This window comes from Leifsonia poae (genome assembly GCF_050632865.1).
Lineage (GTDB): Bacteria > Actinomycetota > Actinomycetes > Actinomycetales > Microbacteriaceae > Leifsonia > Leifsonia poae_B.
In genome coordinates, this window is the sequence record NZ_JBODSA010000003.1 from 787,400 (window position 1) to 808,737 (window position 21,338).

Sequence of the window (21,338 nt, forward strand, 5' to 3'; positions counted from 1 at the left end):
CAAATTCACGGGGAGGGGATGCGCGGCTCAGCCACGCGGGCGGGCGCGGTCCTCCGCCGAAGTGCAGCTAGTTGCGCCCGACGCGCCCCGTGGCCCAGCAACTAACTGCACTTCGCGCGGGAGGGGACCGGGCTCACGCGGGCGGTGCGGGCGCGGCCGCCGCGGCGGCCTCGGGGAGGTCGGAGACCTCGCGGACGCCGCGCAGCGCGGACCACAGCACCACGGGGCACGCGAGCAGCAGCACGCCCGCAACGATCAGCGTCCAGCGTGCACCGATCACGTTCCCAAGAATGCCGCCGACGAGCGCCCCGACGGGGAACAGCCCCATCATCACCACCTGCATGGTGGCGTTCACGCGGCCCAGGATGCGGTCCGGGCAGACCTGCTGCCGCACGCTCACCTGCGTGATCGCGTAGACGATCTGCCCGAACTCGCCCGCGGCGATGCCGAGGACGATCAGCAGCGTCCACCATCCCGGCTGCGCGAAAGCGCCCAGGAGGGACAGCGGCGCCGTCACCGCCAGCGACAGCCACACGATCCGCACCGACCCGACCGCCCGCGACAGGCGCGTCGTGAACGCCGCGCCGACCATCACGGTCACCGATCCGACAGCGATGACGATGCCGATCAGGGCCGGCGACAGGCCGAGGGGCCGCGACAGGAACACCATGTTCACCGCAGACGCGATCGCGAACGAGAAGTTGCTGAGCGCGCTCGCCACCGCGGTCGCGCGCAGCACGCGCGTGCGGAAGACGAAGCCGAGTCCTTCGGCGATCTCGGTTCGCATGCGGCGAGGACCGGCAGGCGAGGAGCCGGAGCCTCCTCCCGCGCGCGGATGCCGACGAGACACAGCGCCGACACGGCGAACGTGCCCGCCTGCACCAGCAGCACCGAGGCCGCGCCGATCAGCGACACCAGCACGCCGCCGAGTGCAGGTCCCGCGACCTGACCGGAGGCGCGCACGAACTCGAGCGAGGAATTGCCCGCGAGCACCTTCTCCCGCCCGATCACCGCGGGCAGGTAGCTGCGGTAGCCGACGTCGAAGAACACCCGCGCCACCCCGGTCAGCAGCGAGACGAGGAGCAGCTGCCACATCGACAGCATCCCGAGCAGCGCGGCGAGCGGGATGGTCGCGAGGAGCAGGGCGCGCACGACGTCGCTCGCGATGAGGACCGGCCGGCGTCGTACGCGGTCGATCCAGGCGCCGGCGGGGAGCCCCAGCACGGCGAATGCGATCGTGGATGCTGCACCGAGCATCCCGACCTCGAACGGGGTCGCGTGCAGGGTCACCACCGCGAGGAGCGGCAGGGCGACGCCGGCGATCTGGGCGCCGAGCTGGCTGGTCGTCTGGCCGGCCAGCAGCAGCCGGAAGTCGCGGGACGCGAACAACGAGGGGGAAGAAGAGGAGGTCACGACGTGGGCCTTTCGAATCCGGAACAGGTGGTCCTCCCACCCGCCGGCTCGATCCGGAAATCGTCGCTAGGGGGTTAGACATTACCGGGCGCGGGGACCGGAGTCCACCCGCGCCCGGCAAAAGGGTGAGGTTCAGCCCTTGCGGCCCTGCGTCGCAACGCCCTCGATGAAGTAGCGCTGGCCGAACCCGAACAGCAGCAGCATGGGCAGCGTCACGATCAGCGCGGCCACCATCACGAACTGGTAGTCGCCATGTCCGCCGTTGGTCGGGCTGAACGTCGTCATCGCGTACGAGATGCCGAGCGGGACGGTGAAGCCCTCGACGCCTCCCGCGTTCAGGTAGATCAGCGCCGCCTGCAGGTTGTTCCAGCTGGCCTGGAACTCGAACAGGAAGATGATGATGAACGACGGGATGCTGAGCGGCATCGCGATCCGGGTGAACAGCCTCCAGTAGCTGGCTCCGTCGAGGCGGGCGGCCTCGAACAGCTCACGCGGGAGCCCCATGAAGAACTGCCGCTGCAGGAAGATGTAGAACGCCGATCCGAACAGGTTCATGCCGAACAGCGGGATCCACGTGCCGATCAGGCCCAGGTTCTTCCAGATGAGGTACTGCGGGACCATCGTGACGGCGCCGGGCAGCATCATCGTCGCGAGCACCAGGCCGAACAGCAGCGTCCGCCCCGGGAACTTGAAGTACGCGAAGCCGAACGCGACGATCGAACTCGAGATCGCCACCAGTCCCGCGGCGAGGATCGCGATGACGACGCTGTTGCCGATCCATGACAGCAGCGGCAGCTGGTTCCACACCTCGACGTAGTTCTGCGGCGTGAACGTCTTGGGCCACAGCGAGTTGTCGAACACCTCCTGCCGCGGCTTGAGGCTCGCCGCGAGCAGCCAGGCGAAGGGGTAGAGGAACAGCAGTGCGAAGCCGACCGCGACGATCCACAGCAGGGTCTTCGCGATGATCGACTTGGGGCGGTACCAGCGGCTGCCGGCGGGCTTGTCGCCCTTGTTCGGCGTCTTGCCGGTCTGGTTCTGCGCGGCCTGCAGCTCGGAGGCGAGCGGTGCCGCGGCCGGTGCGGATTGGGTCGCGGACGACATCACTTGTCTCCTTCGTAGTAGACGAGGCGGTTGCTGACCTTCACCTGGACCAGGGTGATCAGCAGGATGATCACGAACAGCAGCCACGCCATCGCCGCGGCGAAGCCGAAGTTGAACTGGCGGAAGGCCTGCTGGAACAGATAGACGCCGTAGAACAGGGAGGAGTCGGGGGACGCGTTCGTCTGATCTCGCCAGAACAGCAGATACGCCTGGTCGAACACCTGCAACGCCGCGATCGTCAGGACGACCACGTTGAAGAAGATCGCCGGCGAGATCATCGGGATGGTGATGGTGAAGAACTTGCGGAACGCGCCGGCGCCATCCAGCGAGGCCACCTCGTAGAGGTCCTGCGGCACGTTCTTGAGCGCCGCGAGGAAGATCACCATCGTGCCGCTCACGCCCCACAGGGTCATCAGAACGATCGACGGCTTCACCCAGTTCGGGTCGATGAGCCATTGCGGGCCCTCGATGCCGAACAGTGCGAGGAAGCGGTTGATGGCACCCGTGTTGCCGTTCAGCAGCAGCAGGAAGATGGAGGCGGTCGCCACCGCAGGGGTCATCTTCGGCAGGTAGTACAGAGTGCGGAAGACGCCGGCCCCGCGCCCCACCCAGTTGAGCAGGAGCGCCAGGAGGAGCGCGAAGATGATCTCCAGCGGCACGGCCATCACCGCGTAGAAGAGCGTGTTGCCCAGCGACAGCGCGACCTTCGGGTCGTTGAACAGCTCGGCGTAGTTGTCGGTGCCGGCCGGGCTCGCGCTGTTGGTCGCCAGGTTGTAGTTGCTGAACGAGATGAAGAGGCTGTACAGCATCGCGCCGAGCGTGAACACGAGGAACCCGATGATCCACGGGCTGATGAAGAGATAGCCCGCGATCGCCTCGCGCCTGTTGTACTTCTTGACCCGCTTCTTCTCCGGCTTGCGGTCACCCGTCCGGGTCTCGCTGCCTGACGTCTCGGAGAGGACAGCCATCAGCGGCCTCCCCGTGTCGCGTCATCGAGCTCGGTGATCCTCATCGCCACCCTTTCGATCCGTCCCCCGCCACCATCGGCGCGGTGTGGCATCGTTACCACATAGCAGCGACTATAGGTCCTCGTGAGCAGGCGGTGCAACCGCGCCCAGGGCTTTCCCGGGCGGGCGGCCTCTCGCGATGCGGACCGGTCACTGGGTGCGGACGTGCCGGCGGGGGTTCTGCCTGTTGCGGCGCACGGTACACCCGGACGGGGGCAGCGTCACCGGGCCTCCGGCGCGCCGGGACGCCGCCGCGACCGTTATGGTGGACTTCGCCGGGCTTCCGGCGCTCCGGCGCCCGGGGAGAGGTGCGATGATCGGGAACGATGCGGAGGGGGCTCCGCGCCGCGCGACGTTGAAGGACGTCGCCCTGGCGGCAGGAGTGTCGCAGTCGACGACATCCCGTGCCCTGAGCGGCGAGGGGTATGTCGCCGCCGGTGTGCGAGAGCGTGTGCTCGCCGCCGCCGAATCCCTCGGCTACGTCCCGCACGCGATGGCCCGCAGTCTCCGCAAGCAGGACAGCCGCACGATCGGGGTGCTGGTCTCCGACCTGCGCAACGCCTTCTACGCCGATCTCGCTGCCGGCATCGCCGCCCGCGCCCGCCGCGAGGGATACACGATGATGCTCGTCGACGACCAGGGGTCGACCGAGGCGGAGATGGATGCGGCACGCGCGTTCGTGGCCACCCGTGTCGCCGGCGTGATCGTCACCCCGCTGTCGGGCGATGTCTCCGACTACCTCGTGCGCCAGCACATCCCCGTCATCGAGGCCGACCGCCAGTTCTCGGCCGGCCGCTGCGACGCGGTCATCATCGACAACGCGGGCGTGGCCAAGCGGATGACGGATCACCTCATCGATCTCGGCCACCGCCGCATCGCCCTGTTCATCGACGAGACGACGTGGACCACCGGTGGGGAGCGCGCCGCGGGCTACCGCACCTCACTGGAGGGGTCCGGCATCGAAGCGGATCCGTCGCTCGTCATCTCGACCGGGTGGGACGCGGACGGCGCCCGCAAGTCGGCCATCGACATCCTCGCCCGCCGGGACCACCCGACCGCGATCTTCGCAGCGAACAACCTGCTCGCCGAGGGCGTCTGGCGCGCCACCAATGACCTCGGGCTGCGCATCCCGGAGGACGTCAGCGTGGTCTCGTTCGACGACTCGGAATGGATGAGCATGGTCAGCCCCGGGATCACGGCGGTGGCGCAGGATGCGGTCTCGCTCGGCGAGACGGCCCTCGACCGCCTGCTGGAGCGGCTGAAGGATCCCGGCGCCGAGCCGCAGACCACGGTGCTCGAGGCACAGGTGCTCCCGCGCGGCTCGACCGCCGCCCCGCGCGCGCTCTGACAGACGCCTTGGGGCAGTTCTCCACAGCCTGACACGGCTGGGTGGAAACGATCCCATATCTGCGGCAGGATGTCACCATGCCAGACCGCACCGAGTCACCGTTCGCCGTCGCGATCGACGGTGGCAACTCCAAGACGGAGGTCGTGCTGCTGGACCGTGCCCCGGCCGGGCTCATCGAGCGCGCGCGAATGATCGGGCCTGGAAGCGGCGAGGGCCCCCAGGCGGTCGCCCGCGTCGTGACGGCCCTGCTCGCAGAGGCCGGAGTCGACCGGCTGCTCGTCGGCGAGGTGTCGGCGGCCGTCGCGGGATTGGACTTCGCGGGCGACGAGGTCGCCTACGCCGCCGAGCTGTCGGCGGCCTTTCCGAACGCCGCCGTCGAGGCGGTGGGCGACGTGGTCGCGGTACTGGATGCGGGCGGCGGCCTGGGCGACGCGCTCGCCATCGTCTGCGGGGCCGGCCTCAACGCCGTCGCCCGCGGGCCGCGGGGTCTCGCGACCGTCCCCGCGCTCGGCTGGGTGAGCGGCGACTGGGGCGGCGGGCACGCGCTCGGCCGCGAAGCGGTGCGTGCCGCCGCACGCGCCGAGGACGGGCGCGGTCCGGCGACGGAGCTGCTGCCCCTCGTGCTCGCGGCGACCGGCACGTCGGACGCGGTGGCGCTCGCGCGCGGCATCCGCGACGGCGTAGTGACCATGGACGCGGTGGGTGCGCTGGCGCAGGTCGTCGCGCAGGCGGCCGCCGACGGCGACGCGCTCGCGAGCGAACTCATGGCGCGGGCAGCGGCTGAGGCGCTGCTGCTCGCCGGGGTCGTGACACGCGGCGCCTTCGGGCCGGAGGCGTCTGTCCCGCCCGGCACCCCGGCCGTCCTCGCCGGCGGCCTGTTCTCCGACCCCGGCTTCCTCTCCGCCGTCTCCGACGGTCTCCGAGAACGCGGCTTCGACCCGTCGCCGCTCGCCTTCCGCCCGGTCGACGGTCTCGTGCGGGCGCTCCGCGAGCGCGCCGCGTCCCGCTGACCCCACATCCACCGCAGAAAGGACCCACGATGAAGATCACGGTCATCGGCGCCGGCTCCACCTACACGCCCGAGCTCGTCTCCGGCCTGTGGAACGAGCGCGAACGCCTCACGGTCGGCGAGCTGTGGCTCATGGACATCGACGGCCCGCGCCTCGAGATCGTCGGCGGTATGGTGCGCCGGATGCTCGCGCGCCAGGGCGCGGACGTGCCGGTGACCCTGACCACCGACCGCGCCGCGGCCATCGCGGGCGCGGACGCGGTCCTCATCCAGCTGCGCGTCGGCGGCCAGCGGGCGCGCCTGCAGGATGAGCTGTTCCCGCTCGCCTGCGGATGCGTCGGCCAGGAGACGACCGGCGCGGGCGGCCTCGCCAAGGCACTTCGCACGGTCCCGGTCGTGCTCGACATCGCCCGGGAGGCACGGGAGTTCGCGAAGCCGGGGGCATGGGTCGTCGACTTCACCAACCCCGTCGGCATCAACACCCGGGCCCTGCTCGACGACGGGCACAACGCCATCGGCCTGTGCAACTTCGCGATCGGCGTCCAGCGCTGGATCGCACGCGAGCACGGCGTCGAGCCGCAGCGCGTCGAGGTCGACCCGGTCGGCCTGAACCACCTGTCCTGGGTGCGTCACATCCGGGTCGACGGCGTGGATGTGCTGCCCGGGATGATCGCGGAGCGATCCGACGAGCTGGGCCGGCGCGGCGGCGTGACCGGCGAGCTCATCCGCGACCTGGGCGTGCTGCCCTCGTACTACCTGAAGTACTACTACGCGCACGACGCCACGGTCGCCGAGATGAACGCGGGCACACCGCGGGCGACGGTCGTCGCGGACGTGGAGCGAGAGCTCCTGCAGCTCTACGCGGATCCGCGCGTCGACACCAAGCCGCCGCAGCTGGAGGCACGGGGCGGCGCCTTCTACAGCGAGGCGGCGACGGCGCTGCTGGCGTCGCTCGTCGCGGGCACCGGCGACAACCACGTGGTGAACGTGCGCAACAACGGCCTGATCGCGGGGCTGGCGGATGACGACGTGATCGAGACGCTGTGCCGGGTGGATGCGACGGGAGCGACACCGCTGCCGCAGGAGCCCGTGGCGCCCGAACTGCTCGGCCTCATCCAGCACGTGAGCGCGTACGAGCGGCTGGCAGCCCGCGCCGCCGTGACCGGCGACCGGCGGCTGGTGCGCAAGGCGCTGCTCGCGCATCCGCTGGTGCAGCAGTGGGACCTGGTGACCGCCCTGGAGCGCGGCCTCTTCGAGACCGGCGGCGAGCTGCTGCCGCAGTTCGCGGACGCATGAGCCGGTCCGCCGAGGTCGTCGTCTACGGCGCCACGTCCGCCGGGGTCGCCGCCGCGGTCGCCGCGGCCGAGGGCGGAGCGCAGGTGGTCCTCCTCGAACCGGGCCGGCACCTCGGCGGGATGACGTCCGGCGGCCTCGGCTACACCGACGTCGGCGACGTGCGCGCGCTCGGCGGCGCTGCGGCCCGGCTGCGCTCGGACATCGCCGAGCACTACGGCACCGCGCCCGGCGGCTATGCCGGACCCGAGCCGCATGTCGCCGAGGCGATCTTCCGCCGATGGCTGCAGCAGGCGGGCGTCACGGTCGAATTCGACGCGAGCCTGCGCGCCGTCGAGGCCGCCGTGGGCCGCGATGGCCGCGAGCTGCGGGCGATGACCACGACGGCGGGCGACCGGCTCGAGGCGGCCGTCTTCGTGGATGCGAGTTACGAAGGCGACCTACTGGCAGCGGCCGGCGTGCCGTACCGCGTCGGCCGCGAAGACCGCTCCCTTTACGGTGAACGCTTCGCCGGCCGCCAGGAGCTGGTGCCCGGGATGCACGCCATGCCGCCCTGGGTCTCGCCCTTCGCCGGCGACCCCACTGGGCGCGCCGAGAGTCGCATCCTGCCGCAGTTGCACGACCGGCCGCTCGCGCAGGTCGGCGAGGGCGACGGCGGTGTCATGTCGTACGGCTACCGGGTGTGCCTGACCACCGCCGCGGACGGCATCCCGTTCGACAGGCCCGAGGACTACGACGACGAGTACTGGGAGCTCGGGCGCCGGCTGTTCGCGCGCGACCGCCGAGAAGGTGTGGAGCGCACCGCCGGGCGGATGCTCGGACTCGAACCGAACCTCCCGGGCGGGATGGCGGACGGCAACTCGCTCGGCCCGGTCTCGCTGAGCGTGCTCGACGGCTCGGCGTGGGAGTACCCGGACGCATCGCCGCAGCGCCGCGAGGAACTGCGGCAGCACCACCTCTCGCACACGCGCGGCTTCCTGTACTTCCTCTCGCACGACCCCGCTGTTCCGGTCGCGATCCGGCGCGAGCTCTCCCGCTGGGGCCTGCCGCGCACCGAATTCGCCGACACCGGTCACCTCCCGCACCAGCTGTACGTGCGCGAGGCGCGGCGCATGGTCGGGACGCAGGTCCTCACCGAGCACGACCTCGTCGCGGGCGCGGTCCCGCCCGATTCGGTCGCTCTGGGTTCGTACCACATCGACGTGCGCGAGGTGCAACGGGTCTGGCGCTGGGTCTACGAGCATCCGGACCCGATCGGCACGGTGTTCACAGAGGGGTACCTGTCGGTGCCGGTGCCGATCTACGGCATCCCGTACGGCGCGCTCCTGCCACGGCGCGAGGATGCGTCGAACCTCCTGGTACCGGTCTGCCTGTCGGCCTCCGCGGTCGCCTTCGCGTCGGTGCGGATGGAGCCGCAGTACATGATGCTGGGCCAGGCCGCCGGGACGGCGGCCGCGCTCGCCGTGTCTCTCGGAGTCGCCGCGCAGGACGTGCCGCGTGACGTCCTCCGCGGTCGCCTGCGGGAGGGAGGCTTGCGGGCCGAACCGGTTTAACCACGGTCTGATACCGGTGTCAATCCCCCTGACACAAGAGGATTTCGGTGCCACGCATGAGGCACTATGAGGGTTATGGGAAAACTCGTCTACGGCCCGGGGCAGGAATACGATCTCGACGACCGCGTGCTCAGCCACGTCAAGCTCGCGATCGTCGCCAAGCTCCGCCGCCACGAGAGCTTCCTGCTGAACTGGGACGTGCCGGTCGAGCAGGGCTCGGGCCGTGTCTCGCTCTGGATCAGCCGCGAGGTCCCTCTCGCATTCCAGTTCAGCGGCAGCCGTCCGCCGGCGATCAACCCGCAGTGGCTGGAAGCGCTCATGCACACGTCGCAGCGCACCGGCGGCATGGTGATCATGCCCGAGGACGAGATCGGGCACCACATCCCCTGACCACCCGCACCCGCGCGCGCAATCGTCAATCCCCTGCTATTAGGGTCGCCCGCACCTTAGCTTTGCTTGCATGGGCGATATGACGGCGACAGCGGTGCTGATGATGCTCCCGCGCCGAGCCCGCACGCCTGTCGCCGTGCTGGTCGACGGTCCTGTCCCCTCCTCGCTCCGTCTGGATGTGTTCGGCGGCCGCGACCTGTTCGTGCGGATGCGTCGCGGACCCGGCGTGCACGGACTCGCCGAGCCCTACCGCGAGCTGCCGCGCGACGACTTCCCGGTGGAGTCCGAGCCCGCCGTCGTCGTCACCGCCGACGGCTACGCCCAGGGCCGATTCGCCTGCTCGGCGTCCGTGTTCGGTGCGTCGGACGTGGTCGTCTTCGTCCCGCTGGACGCCGACGCCGAGGCGCCTGCGCGCGTCCGCATCCCCATCCCGTCGCTCGACCGGCCGTCCTGGCACGAGTACGAGCTCGTCACCCGCACCCGCATGGAGTGCCGCTACCGCGTCGCCGACCGCGACGAGCCCGTCCCGACCGGAGGATCCCGTGCTTTATCAGCTCTCTGAGGTCGAGCGCCTGCTCGACGACGGCCCGGGTCTTCACGTGCGGTTCTCGGCAGGATACGCCGCCGATCTCGAGTCCGGATCGATGGATGCGGAGAGCGGGCTGTCGATGCCCGGCCTCCCCGCGCATCCCCTCGACGCGGAGGAATGGTGGACGCTGCCCCGGATCGAATGGATCGCTCGGCAGATCAGCCGCCTCCCGGCCCCCGGCACGCCCCGCAGGACGGCTCCCGACCTGAGCGGTTCGCCTGGCTGCTGCGCGGCCGGGAGGTCGGTCATGCGCCCGACGGCGAGACGCTGCTCGCCGACGTGGAGGTGGTCGGACGCCTGGCCGAGTGCCTGATCGACCAGGCCGACCGTGTCTGGGGCGCGCGTTTCGACGCCGAGCTCGGGCGCCGCGAGACGGAACTGGTGTCGGTGGCACATGCCTGAGGCCGCCTCGTCCGCCGGGGCTTCGCTCGTCGAGGCGACGGCGGTGCTCCAGCTCATCTCGGACAGCCCGTCGGGCGGCACCGCGATCGTGCTGCGCAGCTCGGAGGCGCCGCCGTTCGTCGTGATGGGCGACGACTCCGAGGAGGGCTTCTCGCGCCTGCGTCGCGGGACGATCGCCTACGGCGTGCCGGAGTTGTACCAGGCGATGCCGCGGGACATGATCCGGGCCGGCCACATCCTTCATGTTCGGGACGACCACCGGCCGGCCCGCGTCGACAAGGCGGGCTCGATCTTCGGTCCCATGCCCGAGAAGCTGTGGGTGCCGCTGGACGATGACGGCGCGCCGTTCGCGGCGATGCGGGTGCCCATCCCCTCGCTCGAACGCCCGGCGTTCGTCGAGTTCACGCTCCAGGCGGGCGGCGGCGTGCTCGAGTACCGGCTGAACGGCGAGGCGCGGATCGGCGACGGGTACATCTGCTCGTACTGCGGCAAGCTGTGCCCGCAGAAGGAAGCGCACACCGCCGCCCACGGGGTCGCGGGGCACACGCACGCGGGGGTCGCCGCCGGTCAGGAACGCGAGCCGGCTCCGCTCACCGGCCCCTTGGAACTGGGACACCCCGGTTCCGGGACGCAGCTGTGAGCCGCGCGCTGCGGCTGCTCGTCTGGCAGGTCCACGGCGGCTGGATGGACGCGTTCGTCCGCGGCCGTCACACCTACCTCCTGCCGGTGGACGCGGCCGGCGAGGGCGGGGTGGGCGGTCGCGACTGGCCGGAGAACGTGGTGGAGGTCCCGGAGGCCGACCTGGCCGAGACGCCCTTCGACGCCGTCGTGCTGCAGCGGCTGGAGGAGTTCGAGCTGGTCGAGCGGTTGACCGGACGCAAGCCCGGCGTGGATGTGCCGGTCGTGTTCGTGGAGCACAACACGCCGCAGGAGGACGTGCCGCGCTCACGGCATCCGCTCGCCGACCGAGAGGACCTGCTGATCGCGCATGTCACGCACTTCAACGCGCTGTTCTGGGACACCGGATCTACGCGAACCCAGGTCATCGAGCACGGTGTCGTGGACTACGGCAGCTTCTTCACCGGTGAGCTGCCGCGGGCGGCGGCCGTCATCAACGAGCCGGTGCGCCGCTGGCGGGTGACCGGGTCGGACCTGCTGGGCGGCTTCAGCGCCGTCGCACCGGTCGACGTGTTCGGGATGCAGGTCGATGGCCTCGCTCAGGCGCTCGGCGTCGGGCCCGACCGCGTGGTCGCGGCGGGCGACATCGAGGCGCCGCGGTTGTTCTCCGAGATCGGCCGTCGCCGCGTCTACGTGCACCCGAACCGGTGGACGTCGCTCGGCCTCGCGCTGCTCGAGTCCATGACCGCCGGGGTGCCGGTGGTGGCGCTGGATACGACGGATGCGCGCCGCGCGGTCGTGCCGGGCGTCGGGGCGATCTCGACCGACGTGACGGAGCTGCACGACGCCGTCCGGGCGTTCGTGGACGACCCCGGCCGCGGGATGGAGGCCGGATTGCGCGCCCGGGAGTGGGCGCTGGAGCGGTTCGGTCTCGGCCGTTTCCAGGCCGACTGGGACGCGCTGCTCGCCCGCTGGGTCGCCTGACCTTCGCGTAGGGCGGTCAGTCGGCGCGGGCGTCGCGCAGCTCGCGCTCGGCCTCGCGGACCGCGCGCTGCGCGTCGGAGAGACGCGAGCGCAGCTCCTTCTCGGAGGCGCGCGTCTCGGTGAGGTCGTCCATCAGGCGCTGGAGCTTGCGTTGGAGGCGGTCGCGTTCCGCCTCCAGGTCGCCGCGGCGGTCGACGGTCTCATCGAGCTCGTCGTCGAGCGCGTCGGCGTCGGCTCGGGCGCGCTCGACGGCCTTCTCGGCCGCACGGATGCGGCGCTGGCGCTCCCGACGCTCGCTCGGCGTCTCGACGGGCTCGGCCGGCTCGGCCGCGGCCGCCTCGTCTTCGTCTTCGGACCCGGACTCCGCAGCAGGCGCCGCCTTCTTCCGCCCCGGCCGCGGCGCCGGGAAGTCCTCGATCTCGACCGGCAGTGCGACCGCATCCGACACATCCACCTGCTCCAGCCCGGTCGACTCGAGCGCGCGCACCAGCATCCCGCTCCGGACCGCCGCAGCAGCGGCCGGGTCGATCACTGCGGCCTGCAGCGTCTCCTCGACCTCGCGCTGCACGGCGGGGCTGAGGTCCAGCCCGTCGGTCGCGCGCTGCAGCAGCCGCTGCCGCTCCTGCGTCAGCGACCGGATCTCGGCGCGGTCGCGGGAGGCGAAGGCGTCGCGCATCCGAGCCCCGATGTCCAGCACGTCGCCGATGAGGTCGGGCTGGTCGCGCACGAGCGCGTTGATCGCCGCGGCGGACGCGGACGGCTTCCGCAGCGCCTTGATCTCCTTCGCGGTGGGACGGTCGGCCCCGGCCGCCGCCGCGTTCCGCTTCGCGATGAAGTCGCCCGGCGCGGCGGCGTAGAGCTCGCCGGCGACATCCCGCAGGTCCATGCCGCGAGTGTACGCGTGCCGGACACGGCTGCGGCCCGTGGACCGGAGTCCACGGGCCGCAGAGGGATGGGCGTCAGGCGCGCGGCGCCTTCGAGGCCTTGACCGCGGCGAAGTACTCGCTCGACGGGCGCAGCCAGATGAGGATCGTGCCGATGATCGTCGCGATGACCTGCAGAGCTCCGGTGCCGAAGCCGTTGATGATGTTAAGCAGCGACAGGACGGTGAGCACCGTGAGCACGATGCGCGCCCAGTTCGCGCCGCGTCGCATGAAGAACGCGAAGAGGACGAACGCCACGGCCCAGAAGATCAGCGTCACGACGGCCCAGACGGTGGCGCCGGCGATGACCGCGTCCGCGATGCTCTGGGGGTTGGCCGAGCCTGTGTTGTTCGAGTTGCGGACGGCGTCGATGAAGTCGGCGCGCTGGTTCCCGATGGTGGCGATGGTGATGATGCCGCTGATCACGCTCAGCACCGCGCCCGCGACGAACAGCCAGAACGCGATGTTCACCGTGCGCGGGGGAGCCGTCGGTGCGGCCACAGGGGCGCCCGCGGGTGCACCGGCACCGGCACCGGCCGGGTAGGCGGGAGGGGGCGGCGGCGCGGCCGGGAAGCCCGGGCCGGGCGCTGCGGGAGGAGGAGTCGGTGCGCCGGTCGAGGCCGGAACGTCCGAAGCGGGCGGCGGGGTCGTCGGCTCGCCTGCCCCGGTGGGTCCGGCGGGGCGCGGCGTGCTCTCGTCGTCAGGATTCGTCATGTTATGAACCTACTCCCAGCAGGCTCTCAGAACTAGAGTCCCCTCAGGGGTGCTCCGGTGCCGGCGGTGCGGGAGCGAGTGGCTGGGTCGCGGGTCCCTCCAGGACGCTGCCGTCGGGAGCGAACCGCGAGCCGTGCAGCGGGCAGTCCCACGAGAGCTCGGCGTCGTTCCACCGCACGACCCCGCCGAGGTGGGTGCACACGGCCGACAGCGCGCACGTCTCGCCGTCGATCGTCGACACGGCCACGGGGGCGCGTCCGCGGCGTCCCACCGTCCCGGTGCCCTCGCCGACCGGCGCATCCGGGAGCTCCGGCCCGGTCGTCGCGGAGGCCCACTCGGTGACCGCCGCCTTGCCGACACCCGCGTTCATGGCGACGCCGGAGGCGATGTCCACCGGCCGGGTGACGCGATGATGCAGCACGCGCGCCCACTCGAGCGTTTCGCCGGTGAGGTCCGCGGTGAGGCTCAGTGCCGACGCGATCGCGTTCGTCATCCCCCACTTGTCGTAGCCCGTGGCGAGGTAGACGCGTCCGCGTCCGCGCGGGAGCCACCCGACGAACGGCACCCGATTCGCTGAACGGTAATCCTGCGCCGCCCACCAGTGCGTTCGCTCGGCGCCGGGGAACATCCGCTCCGCCCAGGCCGTGAGGTCGGCGATCTTCTCTGCCGGCGAGTGGGCGCGGCCGACGGGATGCCCGTTCCCGCCCACCAGCAGCAGCTCGCTGCCGTCTGCGGCGGTCGCCGTCCGCAGCGAGCGCGTGGGAGAGTCGGCCGAGAGGTGCATCCCGCGCGGAATGCTGCCGGGCACGCGGAACGCGGCGACGTACGACCGCGTCGGCTCCACCTTCGCGAAGTACAGTCCGCGGTCCAGGATCGGCGTGCCGGTCGCGAGGATCACGTGGTCCGCGTGCGAGGTGCCGGAGGTGCTGGTGACGACGGCCGGCTTCGCCGCCGACACGTCGGTCACCCGCTCTCCCTCGACGATGCGTCCGCCGAGCGCCCGCAGCTCCTTGGCCAGCGCGGCCAGCACCTTCAGCGGGTGCACCTGCGCCTGCCCGGCCAGCGTCAGCGCACCCTCGACCGGGAACGGCAGTTCGGTGCTGCGCTCCTCCGCCGCGTCGAGCCCGGCGGAACGGGCGGCGGCGAGCTCGGCATCCAGCTTGTCCAGGCCGTCCAGCGTCGTCGCGTAGGTGACGGCGTCCCGCACCTCGAACGGCACACGCTGCTCCTCGCAGAAGTCGAGCAGCCAGCCCTGACCCGCCGTGTTCCCGTCGACGTAGGCGCGCAGCACTGCGTCGGACGAGTGGCGGCGGATGGAGGACAGCGTCGTCCCCTGCAGCAGGCTGACCTTTCCGGTCGTGTTGCCGGTGGTGACAGCGCCGACGCTGCGCGCCTCGAGCACGCACACGCGCATCCCGGAGCGGGCCAGCATGAGGGCTGTCGCGAGCCCGGTCAGGCCGGCGCCGACCACGATCGTGTCGTAGTGGCCGTCCCACTCGAAGGAGTCGGTTGCGATCGGCGGGGCGGTCTGGAGCCAGAGGGACGTCGTCGGCATGACACGAGCATCCCCTGCCGGATGGGCGGGCGGTAGTGCTTGACTCCGCGCGGTGTTCGCGTCCCGCCGGTCAGGCGAGGGAGTCGAAGTCGAACCAGAAGGCGTCGTCGTCGTCTTCTCCGGCGGCGGCACCGGTGGAGACCGGGTCGCGCGGGATGGTGGCCGTCTCGATCCGCACCTTGGTCTGGCTGGTGACGAAGATCTCGCTCGGCGGACGGCTCGACTGGGTGATGGAGACGAAGTCGCCGTCGTTCCTGCTCGCGGCGACGACACTGCTCTTCAGTTCCTCGACCGGGGCGCGGTCGACGAAGGTGAACCTCAGGTCGTCGATGTAGACGTGGAACACCTGCATTACCCTCTCCCGGTCGTCTGTTACTCGCCCGATAGTACGCGGTGCCCGTGAGAGCGCCAGTGCAACTGTGTATCGAGCGGCTTAAAGCAGGTCGTAGTCGAGATCGGGCAGGTCGTCCGTCCCATGTTCGACGAAGGTGGCGCGAGTCGGAGCGAGGGCGGCGATCTTGCCCTCGCACTCGTTCACGAACTCCTCGTCGTGCAGCTCGCTCCCGCCGTACTTCTCGTCCTCGGCGAGGATCTGGCTGGCCGGTCCGAGCAGCATCAGCACTTCTCCGGTGTCGCCGCCCTCGATGATGGCCGGCGCGTGCACCTCGGCCGCGTCGTTCTTGTGCGCCAGGGCGGCCGCGAAGCGCACCAGGACGTCGGCGATGTCGTCGCCGGTGAGCAGCGAACCGCTCGCGTAGTGGATGCGTTTCATAGTCCATCAATACATCCCTCATGCGGGAGGTCAAGGTTGCCTGCGAATCGCTTGCGTTCTGAGAGGGCCGCGCGTTCACTCCACCGCATGACCGATCAGAACCGCCCGTTGACCGCCCTCGCCCTGGTCTGCACGCTGACGCCGTCGCCCGGCGAGTCGAGCAGCCAGCTGATGGCCCGGCAGCTGCTGGACGAACTGGCCACCCACGATGTGACCGGAACGGCCGTGCGCCTGGTCGACTACGACATCAAGCCCGGCGTCTCCAAGGACGAGGGGAACGGCGACGAGTGGCCGAAGATCCGCGAGCAGGTCCTCGCCTCCGACATCCTCGTCGTGGTGACGCCGACCTGGATGGGGCATCTCTCCTCCGTCGCCCAGCGAGCGCTGGAGCGTCTGGACGCCGAGCTCTCCGAGACCGACGACAACGGCCGTCCGCTCGTGGAGGGCAAGGTCGCGATCGTCGGCGTCGTCGGCAACGAGGACGGCGCGCACGGCATCATCGCGGACCTCTTCCAGGGCCTCAACGACGTGGGCTTCAGCATCCCGTCGCAGGGGTCGACGTATTGGAACGGCGAGGCGATGCAGACGGTCGATTACAAGGACCTCGACGAGACCCCGGAGGCGGTGGCGGGCCAGAACGCGACGGTCGCGCACAATGCGGCGCATCTCGCGCGGGTGCTGCGGTCGCAGCCGTTCGGGTCCGCCTGAGTCGTTAGCATGGCCGGGTGCCCGCACCCGACCCCGCGATCGTCACGCGACTCCGCGCCGCGGGATGCGTCTTCGCCGAGGATGAGGCGCAGCTGCTGACCGAGGCCGCGGGCTCCGCCGCCGAGCTGGAGGCGCTGGTCGCCCGTCGCGTCGCCGGCGAGCCGTTGGAGCCGCTGCTCGGCTGGGTGGACTTCTGCGGCCTGCGCCTGCACGTCGATCCGGCCGTCTTCGTCCCCCGTCAGCGCACGTCCCGGCTGGCGCTGCGGGCGGCCGAGCTCGCGGCGGCCGGTGGCACGGTGGTGGTCGACCTGTGCTGCGGGATCGGCGCGATCGGCGCGGTTGTGCGGAACGCGGTGCCCGCCGCCGAGGTCTACGCCGCCGACATCGACCCGGCCGCCGTCCGGTGCGCCCGGCGCAACCTCCCCGCCGACCGCGTCTTCGAGGGCGACCTGTTCGCCGCCCTCCCGGCGGCGCTGCGCGGCCGCGTCGACGTGCTGGCCGTCAATGCGCCCTACGTGCCGACCGACGCCATCGCGCTGATGCCGCCGGAGGCGCGGGATCACGAGCCGCCTGTCGCGCTCGACGGAGGCGCGGACGGACTCGACCTGCACCGCCGGATCGCCGCGGAGGCCGCCCTCTGGCTGGCGCCGGGTGGCACGCTCCTCATCGAGGCCGGGGACTCGCAGGCCGCGACCTCCGCGGCTCTGTTCGCCACGGCCGGCCTCGACGCGACGGTCGACTCGGACGTTGACACCGGCTCGACGGTCGTCGTCGCCGTTGCCCCGCGCTGACCCGCCTCCCTTCAACGCCGCCCGTTTCGGGACTACCGTTCGCGGCATGAGCACGCTCGCCGCCGCGCGGCCCATGCCGGCCGACCGCGTCCGCCAGTCCCTCGTGATCGCCGGCACCGTCGTGGCGATCGTGGGGGCGTTCGTGGGCTCCGGCGCCGCGGGGGAACGCCCATCCCCGAGGTGGCTGGTGGGGCGTTGAGTGCGGACGCGACCCTCCTCGCGCCGGCCGGTCCGGCCTTCGCGATCTGGTCGGTCATCTACGCGGGCCTCGTGGCCTACGCGATCTGGCAGGCGATGCCGTCGCAGGCGGCCCGGGAGCGGCAGCGCCGCGCCGGCTTCTGGGTGCTCGCGTCGCTGCTCCTCAACGCGGCGTGGATCCTGTCCGTCCAGGCCGGCCAGCTCGGCCTGTCGGTCGTCGCCATCGTCGCGCTGCTGGTGGTGCTCATCGTGGCGTTCGTCATCCTCCGCCGTCACCCCTCCGAGTCGACGGCGGACGCGGTCCTCCTCGACGGCGTGATGGGCCTCTATCTGGGTTGGGTGATGATCGCGACGGTCGCGAACGTCACCTCGTGGCTGCAGAAGACCGGCTTCGACGGCTTCGGAGCGAGTCCGCATGCGTGGGCGATCGCCCTGCTCGCCGTCTTCACCGTCATCGGCGGGGCGCTCGCGATCTGGGACCGCGGACGCTTCGCCCCGGCGATGGCCTCCGCCTGGGGCCTCGTCTGGATCGGCGTCTCGCGGCTGACCGGCTCGCTGGAATCGGCGCCGGTCGCGATCACCGCCTTCGCGGCGGCCGCCCTGCTGCTGCTGATCGCGCTCGCGGTGCGCGTGGCGCGGCCGGGGCCTGGGCGCCGGGGCTAGCGCCCCTCATCCACCTCGCGCAGGTATGCCGCGTTCCCGCGGATGGCCGCCTCGTAGCGGAGCAGGTCGGGGGTGCGGATGTTATCCGCCGCGACCTCCATCAGCTCGGCGACCGCCGCGTCGCTGCGGCCGGCCGCGTGCAGCGACAGGGCGTGCCAGACGCGCACCGACTCGGACTCCGGGAACAGAGTCAGCGCGCGGTCGAGGACTGCGAGCGAGTCGTCGAACCGGTCGAGGTTGCGGAGGGTGCTGCCGTACTGGAGGAGGCAGCGGCGGAGCGTGTCGCCCTCGAGTCCCGCCTCCAGGGCGCGCTCGTAGTACCCGGCGGCCGTGTCCTCCTCGCCGGCTGTGTCGTATGCGCCGCCGACCTCGTAGAGCACGTGCGGGTCGTCGGGGTGCTCGGCGAGCACCGCGCGCAGGGCACCGATGGTCGGCTGCATGTCCGCACGGTCACGGGCGGCGAACAGGTCGGCGAGGTGCGCGAGCAGCGCCGGATCGGTCGTGGGCATCCCCTCACCCTAGGGGAGCTGGTGCAGGATGCCGCAGAGCGGAGCGGGGAGTTCCGCGGGGGTGAGGGCAGCGGTGAGAACGGCTCCGTAGTGCTCCTTGCGGCCGGAGGTGGTGCCCAGGAACCGGTGAAGCTGCTGGTCGAGCGTGCGCGTGCGCTGCGCGGGCTGCTGCTGGAACATCCGGAACAGGCGCAGATCGCCCTCCTGCTCCAGGACGGCGAAGGTCCGCTCGGGGCCGAGCGCGCGCAGCAGCTCCGCCTCGAGGTCCGGGCGGCAGACGAAGATCGCGGCATCCGGCAGGCCGGCCCGCTGGTAGTACCCCGCCTCCCGCGCGTCGCACAGCCCGCGCAGCCTCAGGCCGTCGCCGGACGGTCCCAGCTCCGCCACGAACCGGCGGATGCTCATCGCACCGCCCATAGGCACGACCGCCACGTCGCCGCCCGCCAGATCGATCCCGAGCAGGCCGGCCGCCGTCAGTACCGCGGCGCGATCGCTCGCGCCCTCCACCAGGATGGCGGTGCCGTGCTCGCGCCTGCCGCTCACGCTGACATTGTGCTCCACGCGCCGGACGAGCACTGTCGCGCCCCGGCCTCCGCGCGTACGGTGCACCCCATGAAGATCATCACTTTTGCCGCAGGAGTCGCCGTCGGGTTCATCATCGGAGCGCGCGCCGGGCGGGGTGCGTACGAGGACCTGCGCCGCAAGTGGCGCGGGTTCACGGAGTCGGACACCATCCAGAGCGTGAAGGGCGACGTGAAGGACTTCGCCGGGCGCGCCGCATCCGACGTCGGGGGCAAGGTCAGCGAGACCGTCAGCAAGGTCGCCGACAAGGCGTCGACCAAGATCGACCAGGTCACCGGAAAGGGCGGCAGCAGCAACGACGAGGGCAGCGCGTCCCCGTCGCCCGCCGTCTGATCCGTCCCCGCTACGCTCCCTCGGGCGGGTGGGCCAGCAGGTCCACCCGCTCGGAGAGGTAGCCCTCGAAGGCCAGCGCGTGCGCGTCGTCAGCCGCCGCGCTCCAACGGACCAGCGCCTGCCCGTCCCGCAGGAACAGCGGGCCGGTGGACGCCCGCAGGGCGTCCGGGTCGAGCGGGGTCGGACGCGCGTCGAAGTTCACCGTCTCGCCCTCGCGGAAGTGCCCGCGCTGGGCGGCGGCGCGCAGGGCACGCCGGTACTCCGCGGACTGCGACTGGTACTGCGGCCGGCCGGGAGGCGTGGCCCGCACCAGCGTGCCGGTCGCGTACAGCGTGCCTGCCTCGTCGAGCAGGAAGACGCCCAGCCGCCACACGCTTCCGATCCGGCGCAGTGCCGGTTCGCGCCGGATGCCGAGAGTGCGCCGTGCCGGGACGAACTCCGCCAGCGCCTCAGGGCGGGCTCCGGCGGCGGTCAGCGCGGCCACCGCGTCCTGAACCGCTGCATGGATGCGGGCGATCGCGTCCGCGCCCTCATCCATCCCGTAGTGCACGGGACGAGCTTACGAGGCGGTGCGGATCGAGAAGGAGTTGTCGTCCGTGACGAGCAGCAGCTCGAGTCCCTTGTCGTGGCGCAGCACCACGAGGGCGGACGAATCGGACGCGGCGACGCGCTCGACCTGGTTGAGGAAGATGCGGGCCATCTCGTCGGTGACACGGAAGTCGCGGCCCAGTGCGTTCACGATGAATCCGCACGTCTTCGGCGGGATGCGGCGGAGGCCCGCCTCCTCGGCGAAGTCGTCGACAGCGACATGGAAGTCGGGCGTCATGGTCATCGGTGGCTCCTTTACTGCCATCACGCAATGTAGGCGCTGAATTCCGCGCCGCCAGGGGGTTGACGAGGAGTTAGATGGAAGGCATGAGAACGTTCACCTTCCCCCGCACCGACATCGAGGCGTCGAACATCGTCCTCGGCCTCATGCGCATCTCCGACCTCGACGACGAGCAGATCCGCACCCTCGTCCGCACCGCGCGCGACTCCGGGATCACGATGTTCGACCACGCCGACATCTACGGAGGTGAGACTCACGGCTGCGAACGCCGCTTCGGCGACGCGGGCGCCATCCCCGCCGCCGAGCGCGATCAGGTCGTCATCCAGTCGAAGGTGGGCATCCGCGACGGGTACTTCGACTTCTCGCGGGAGCACATCCTGCATGCGGTCGACGGGTCGCTGAAGGCGCTGAAGACCGACTACCTCGACATCCTCCTGCTGCACCGCCCGGACACGCTGGTCGAGCCCGACGAGGTGGCCCTCGCTTTCGACGAACTGCAGAGCGCAGGCAAGGTCCGCGCTTTCGGCGTCTCGAACCAGACGCCCGGCCAGATCGAGCTGCTGCAGCGCTCGCTCTCGCAGCCACTGGTGGCCAACCAGGTGCAGCTGAGCATCACGCACGCGCCGATCATCGCGCAGGGCGTCGCCGTCAACATGGCAGCGCTCGACCAGTCGATCGACCGCGACAACGGCATCCTCGACTACGCACGCCTGCACGACATCGTGCTGCAGGCATGGTCGCCCTTCCAGAAGGGATTCTTCGACGGCGTCTTCCTCGGCGATCGCGAGAACTTCGCCGAGCTGAACGACGCGATCGACGAGCTCGCCGAGAAGTACGACGTGACGCCCACCGCCATCGCCGTGGCCTGGATCACCCGTCACCCCGCCCGGATGCAGGTGATCCTCGGCACCACGAACGAGCAGCGCGTGCGCGACGCGGCGGCCGGCTCCGAGATCCCGCTCACGCGTCCCGAGTGGTACCGGCTGTTCACGGCCGCGGGGCACACGCTCCCGTAACCGTCCTTCAGGATCGGGCGGCGGCTCAGCGAACACGA

26 protein-coding genes and 2 pseudogenes are annotated in these 21,338 nt (G+C 71.2%); 15 read left to right on the top strand and 13 right to left on the bottom strand.

Annotated features, from left to right (window positions below):
* Nucleotides 1–133: 133 nt before the first annotated feature.
* The 4 genes from ACRAWB_RS14055 to ACRAWB_RS14070 form a co-directional block, all read right to left on the bottom strand.
* The gene (locus ACRAWB_RS14055) at nt 134–787 is read right to left on the bottom strand and encodes an MFS transporter (RefSeq protein WP_431353875.1); all 654 of its coding nucleotides are present in this window, start codon (nt 785–787) and stop codon (nt 134–136) included.
* Nucleotides 673–1,413, bottom strand: a complete 741-nt coding sequence (locus ACRAWB_RS14060) for an MFS transporter (protein ID WP_431353876.1) — start codon at nt 1,411–1,413, stop codon at nt 673–675. Before ACRAWB_RS14060 ends, ACRAWB_RS14055 begins: the two co-directional genes overlap by 115 nt.
* Nucleotides 1,414–1,545: 132 nt before the next feature.
* Nucleotides 1,546–2,514 carry a carbohydrate ABC transporter permease gene (locus ACRAWB_RS14065; RefSeq protein ID WP_431353877.1) on the bottom strand — a complete coding sequence of 323 codons (969 nt, stop codon included), beginning with the start codon at nt 2,512–2,514 and terminating at the stop codon, nt 1,546–1,548.
* Nucleotides 2,514–3,482, bottom strand: a complete 969-nt coding sequence (locus ACRAWB_RS14070; protein WP_431353878.1) for a carbohydrate ABC transporter permease — start codon at nt 3,480–3,482, stop codon at nt 2,514–2,516. Before ACRAWB_RS14070 ends, ACRAWB_RS14065 begins: the two co-directional genes overlap by 1 nt.
* Before the next feature lie 352 nt (nt 3,483–3,834).
* Between ACRAWB_RS14070 and ACRAWB_RS14075 the strand changes: the two genes are divergently transcribed.
* The 10 genes and pseudogenes from ACRAWB_RS14075 to ACRAWB_RS14120 all read left to right on the top strand — a co-directional run bounded on the left by ACRAWB_RS14075 (nt 3,835) and on the right by ACRAWB_RS14120 (nt 11,707).
* Nucleotides 3,835–4,869 carry a LacI family DNA-binding transcriptional regulator gene (locus tag ACRAWB_RS14075; RefSeq protein ID WP_431353879.1) on the top strand — a complete coding sequence of 345 codons (1,035 nt, stop codon included), beginning with the start codon at nt 3,835–3,837 and terminating at the stop codon, nt 4,867–4,869.
* A 77-nt stretch (nt 4,870–4,946) separates the two neighbouring features.
* Nucleotides 4,947–5,879, top strand: a complete 933-nt coding sequence (locus tag ACRAWB_RS14080; RefSeq protein ID WP_431353880.1) for a BadF/BadG/BcrA/BcrD ATPase family protein — start codon at nt 4,947–4,949, stop codon at nt 5,877–5,879.
* 29 nt (nt 5,880–5,908) lie between these two features.
* A complete protein-coding gene (locus ACRAWB_RS14085) occupies nt 5,909–7,174 on the top strand; it encodes a 6-phospho-beta-glucosidase (protein WP_431353881.1) in 1,266 nt (421 codons plus the stop codon).
* Nucleotides 7,171–8,724 carry an FAD-dependent oxidoreductase gene (locus tag ACRAWB_RS14090; protein ID WP_431353882.1) on the top strand — a complete coding sequence of 518 codons (1,554 nt, stop codon included), beginning with the start codon at nt 7,171–7,173 and terminating at the stop codon, nt 8,722–8,724. The genes ACRAWB_RS14085 and ACRAWB_RS14090 overlap by 4 nt, the downstream gene beginning before the upstream one ends.
* Before the next feature lie 75 nt (nt 8,725–8,799).
* A complete protein-coding gene (locus tag ACRAWB_RS14095; protein WP_363806186.1) occupies nt 8,800–9,114 on the top strand; it encodes a hypothetical protein in 315 nt (104 codons plus the stop codon).
* 70 nt (nt 9,115–9,184) lie between these two features.
* Complete coding sequence (locus tag ACRAWB_RS14100) at nt 9,185–9,676, top strand: hypothetical protein (protein WP_431353883.1); 492 nt, start codon at nt 9,185–9,187, stop codon at nt 9,674–9,676.
* A pseudogene (locus tag ACRAWB_RS14105) lies at nt 9,657–9,809 on the top strand (DUF6098 family protein); the annotation flags it as partial. The gene ACRAWB_RS14100 and the pseudogene ACRAWB_RS14105, both read left to right, overlap by 20 nt.
* A gap of 35 nt (nt 9,810–9,844) precedes the next feature.
* Nucleotides 9,845–10,105: a DUF6098 family protein gene (locus ACRAWB_RS14110; protein ID WP_431353884.1), complete on the top strand. Its 261-nt coding sequence runs from the start codon at nt 9,845–9,847 to the stop codon at nt 10,103–10,105.
* Nucleotides 10,098–10,745 (top strand): hypothetical protein, encoded by a 648-nt coding sequence (locus ACRAWB_RS14115; protein ID WP_431353885.1) that lies wholly within the window; start codon nt 10,098–10,100, stop codon nt 10,743–10,745. Before ACRAWB_RS14110 ends, ACRAWB_RS14115 begins: the two co-directional genes overlap by 8 nt.
* The gene (locus tag ACRAWB_RS14120) at nt 10,742–11,707 is read left to right on the top strand and encodes a glycosyltransferase (RefSeq protein ID WP_431353886.1); all 966 of its coding nucleotides are present in this window, start codon (nt 10,742–10,744) and stop codon (nt 11,705–11,707) included. The genes ACRAWB_RS14115 and ACRAWB_RS14120 overlap by 4 nt, the downstream gene beginning before the upstream one ends.
* A 16-nt stretch (nt 11,708–11,723) precedes the next feature.
* Here the strand turns inward: ACRAWB_RS14120 and ACRAWB_RS14125 are convergent, their stop codons facing one another.
* From ACRAWB_RS14125 to ACRAWB_RS14145, 5 genes are all read right to left on the bottom strand, one after another.
* On the bottom strand, nt 11,724–12,593 hold the full coding sequence (locus tag ACRAWB_RS14125) for a hypothetical protein (RefSeq protein WP_431353887.1): 870 nt from the start codon (nt 12,591–12,593) through the stop codon (nt 11,724–11,726).
* Between the two features lie 73 nt (nt 12,594–12,666).
* Nucleotides 12,667–13,344 carry a hypothetical protein gene (locus ACRAWB_RS14130; protein ID WP_431353888.1) on the bottom strand — a complete coding sequence of 226 codons (678 nt, stop codon included), beginning with the start codon at nt 13,342–13,344 and terminating at the stop codon, nt 12,667–12,669.
* Between the two features lie 43 nt (nt 13,345–13,387).
* On the bottom strand, nt 13,388–14,899 hold the full coding sequence (locus ACRAWB_RS14135) for an FAD-dependent oxidoreductase (RefSeq protein ID WP_431353889.1): 1,512 nt from the start codon (nt 14,897–14,899) through the stop codon (nt 13,388–13,390).
* 70 nt (nt 14,900–14,969) lie between these two features.
* Nucleotides 14,970–15,251, bottom strand: a complete 282-nt coding sequence (locus tag ACRAWB_RS14140) for a hypothetical protein (protein ID WP_431353890.1) — start codon at nt 15,249–15,251, stop codon at nt 14,970–14,972.
* Between the two features lie 81 nt (nt 15,252–15,332).
* Nucleotides 15,333–15,671 (bottom strand): hypothetical protein, encoded by a 339-nt coding sequence (locus ACRAWB_RS14145; RefSeq protein WP_431353891.1) that lies wholly within the window; start codon nt 15,669–15,671, stop codon nt 15,333–15,335.
* A gap of 87 nt (nt 15,672–15,758) precedes the next feature.
* Between ACRAWB_RS14145 and ACRAWB_RS14150 the strand changes: the two genes are divergently transcribed.
* From ACRAWB_RS14150 to ACRAWB_RS14160, 3 genes and pseudogenes are all read left to right on the top strand, one after another.
* A complete protein-coding gene (locus tag ACRAWB_RS14150) occupies nt 15,759–16,379 on the top strand; it encodes a flavodoxin family protein (RefSeq protein WP_431353892.1) in 621 nt (206 codons plus the stop codon).
* 17 nt (nt 16,380–16,396) lie between these two features.
* The gene (locus tag ACRAWB_RS14155) at nt 16,397–17,170 is read left to right on the top strand and encodes a putative protein N(5)-glutamine methyltransferase (RefSeq protein ID WP_431353893.1); all 774 of its coding nucleotides are present in this window, start codon (nt 16,397–16,399) and stop codon (nt 17,168–17,170) included.
* 46 nt (nt 17,171–17,216) lie between these two features.
* Nucleotides 17,217–18,031 (top strand): annotated as a pseudogene (locus ACRAWB_RS14160) (TspO/MBR family protein).
* Here ACRAWB_RS14160 and ACRAWB_RS14165 read toward each other — a convergent pair.
* Nucleotides 18,028–18,540 (bottom strand): tetratricopeptide repeat protein, encoded by a 513-nt coding sequence (locus ACRAWB_RS14165; protein WP_431353894.1) that lies wholly within the window; start codon nt 18,538–18,540, stop codon nt 18,028–18,030. The pseudogene ACRAWB_RS14160 and the gene ACRAWB_RS14165 sit on opposite strands and share 4 nt — an antisense overlap.
* 9 nt (nt 18,541–18,549) lie before the next feature.
* Nucleotides 18,550–19,083 (bottom strand): TOPRIM nucleotidyl transferase/hydrolase domain-containing protein, encoded by a 534-nt coding sequence (locus tag ACRAWB_RS14170; protein ID WP_431353895.1) that lies wholly within the window; start codon nt 19,081–19,083, stop codon nt 18,550–18,552.
* A gap of 69 nt (nt 19,084–19,152) precedes the next feature.
* Here ACRAWB_RS14170 and ACRAWB_RS14175 point away from each other — a divergent pair, with 69 nt between their 5' ends.
* Nucleotides 19,153–19,455: a hypothetical protein gene (locus ACRAWB_RS14175; RefSeq protein WP_431353896.1), complete on the top strand. Its 303-nt coding sequence runs from the start codon at nt 19,153–19,155 to the stop codon at nt 19,453–19,455.
* A 10-nt stretch (nt 19,456–19,465) separates the two neighbouring features.
* Here ACRAWB_RS14175 and ACRAWB_RS14180 read toward each other — a convergent pair whose 3' ends face one another.
* Nucleotides 19,466–20,005 carry a hypothetical protein gene (locus ACRAWB_RS14180; protein ID WP_431353897.1) on the bottom strand — a complete coding sequence of 180 codons (540 nt, stop codon included), beginning with the start codon at nt 20,003–20,005 and terminating at the stop codon, nt 19,466–19,468.
* Between the two features lie 9 nt (nt 20,006–20,014).
* Complete coding sequence (locus tag ACRAWB_RS14185; RefSeq protein WP_431353898.1) at nt 20,015–20,287, bottom strand: TetR family transcriptional regulator; 273 nt, start codon at nt 20,285–20,287, stop codon at nt 20,015–20,017.
* Nucleotides 20,288–20,370: 83 nt separating this feature from the next.
* On the opposite strand from ACRAWB_RS14185, the gene ACRAWB_RS14190 reads away from it, so the two are divergent.
* Nucleotides 20,371–21,300, top strand: a complete 930-nt coding sequence (locus tag ACRAWB_RS14190; RefSeq protein WP_431353899.1) for an aldo/keto reductase — start codon at nt 20,371–20,373, stop codon at nt 21,298–21,300.
* Nucleotides 21,301–21,338 lie beyond the last annotated feature (38 nt).

Excerpts from the sequence above, each read along its gene's own strand:
- ACRAWB_RS14110 (WP_431353884.1), top strand. The coding sequence starts at position 9,845 with ATGGATCGCTCGGCAGATCAGCCGCCTCCCGGCCCCCGGCACGCCCCG.
- ACRAWB_RS14125 (WP_431353887.1), bottom strand. The coding sequence starts at position 12,593 with ATGGACCTGCGGGATGTCGCCGGCGAGCTCTACGCCGCCGCGCCGGGC.
- ACRAWB_RS14080 (WP_431353880.1), top strand. The coding sequence starts at position 4,947 with ATGCCAGACCGCACCGAGTCACCGTTCGCCGTCGCGATCGACGGTGGC.
- ACRAWB_RS14065 (WP_431353877.1), bottom strand. The coding sequence starts at position 2,514 with ATGTCGTCCGCGACCCAATCCGCACCGGCCGCGGCACCGCTCGCCTCC.
- ACRAWB_RS14135 (WP_431353889.1), bottom strand. The coding sequence starts at position 14,899 with ATGCCGACGACGTCCCTCTGGCTCCAGACCGCCCCGCCGATCGCAACC.
- ACRAWB_RS14145 (WP_431353891.1), bottom strand. The coding sequence starts at position 15,671 with ATGAAACGCATCCACTACGCGAGCGGTTCGCTGCTCACCGGCGACGAC.
- ACRAWB_RS14175 (WP_431353896.1), top strand. The coding sequence starts at position 19,153 with ATGAAGATCATCACTTTTGCCGCAGGAGTCGCCGTCGGGTTCATCATC.
- ACRAWB_RS14150 (WP_431353892.1), top strand. The coding sequence starts at position 15,759 with ATGACCGATCAGAACCGCCCGTTGACCGCCCTCGCCCTGGTCTGCACG.
- ACRAWB_RS14075 (WP_431353879.1), top strand. The coding sequence starts at position 3,835 with ATGATCGGGAACGATGCGGAGGGGGCTCCGCGCCGCGCGACGTTGAAG.
- ACRAWB_RS14055 (WP_431353875.1), bottom strand. The coding sequence starts at position 787 with ATGCGAACCGAGATCGCCGAAGGACTCGGCTTCGTCTTCCGCACGCGC.
- ACRAWB_RS14130 (WP_431353888.1), bottom strand. The coding sequence starts at position 13,344 with ATGACGAATCCTGACGACGAGAGCACGCCGCGCCCCGCCGGACCCACC.
- ACRAWB_RS14140 (WP_431353890.1), bottom strand. The coding sequence starts at position 15,251 with ATGCAGGTGTTCCACGTCTACATCGACGACCTGAGGTTCACCTTCGTC.
- ACRAWB_RS14190 (WP_431353899.1), top strand. The coding sequence starts at position 20,371 with ATGAGAACGTTCACCTTCCCCCGCACCGACATCGAGGCGTCGAACATC.
- ACRAWB_RS14095 (WP_363806186.1), top strand. The coding sequence starts at position 8,800 with ATGGGAAAACTCGTCTACGGCCCGGGGCAGGAATACGATCTCGACGAC.
- ACRAWB_RS14070 (WP_431353878.1), bottom strand. The coding sequence starts at position 3,482 with ATGGCTGTCCTCTCCGAGACGTCAGGCAGCGAGACCCGGACGGGTGAC.
- ACRAWB_RS14115 (WP_431353885.1), top strand. The coding sequence starts at position 10,098 with ATGCCTGAGGCCGCCTCGTCCGCCGGGGCTTCGCTCGTCGAGGCGACG.
- ACRAWB_RS14185 (WP_431353898.1), bottom strand. The coding sequence starts at position 20,287 with ATGACCATGACGCCCGACTTCCATGTCGCTGTCGACGACTTCGCCGAG.
- ACRAWB_RS14165 (WP_431353894.1), bottom strand. The coding sequence starts at position 18,540 with ATGCCCACGACCGATCCGGCGCTGCTCGCGCACCTCGCCGACCTGTTC.
- ACRAWB_RS14085 (WP_431353881.1), top strand. The coding sequence starts at position 5,909 with ATGAAGATCACGGTCATCGGCGCCGGCTCCACCTACACGCCCGAGCTC.
- ACRAWB_RS14090 (WP_431353882.1), top strand. The coding sequence starts at position 7,171 with ATGAGCCGGTCCGCCGAGGTCGTCGTCTACGGCGCCACGTCCGCCGGG.
- ACRAWB_RS14100 (WP_431353883.1), top strand. The coding sequence starts at position 9,185 with ATGGGCGATATGACGGCGACAGCGGTGCTGATGATGCTCCCGCGCCGA.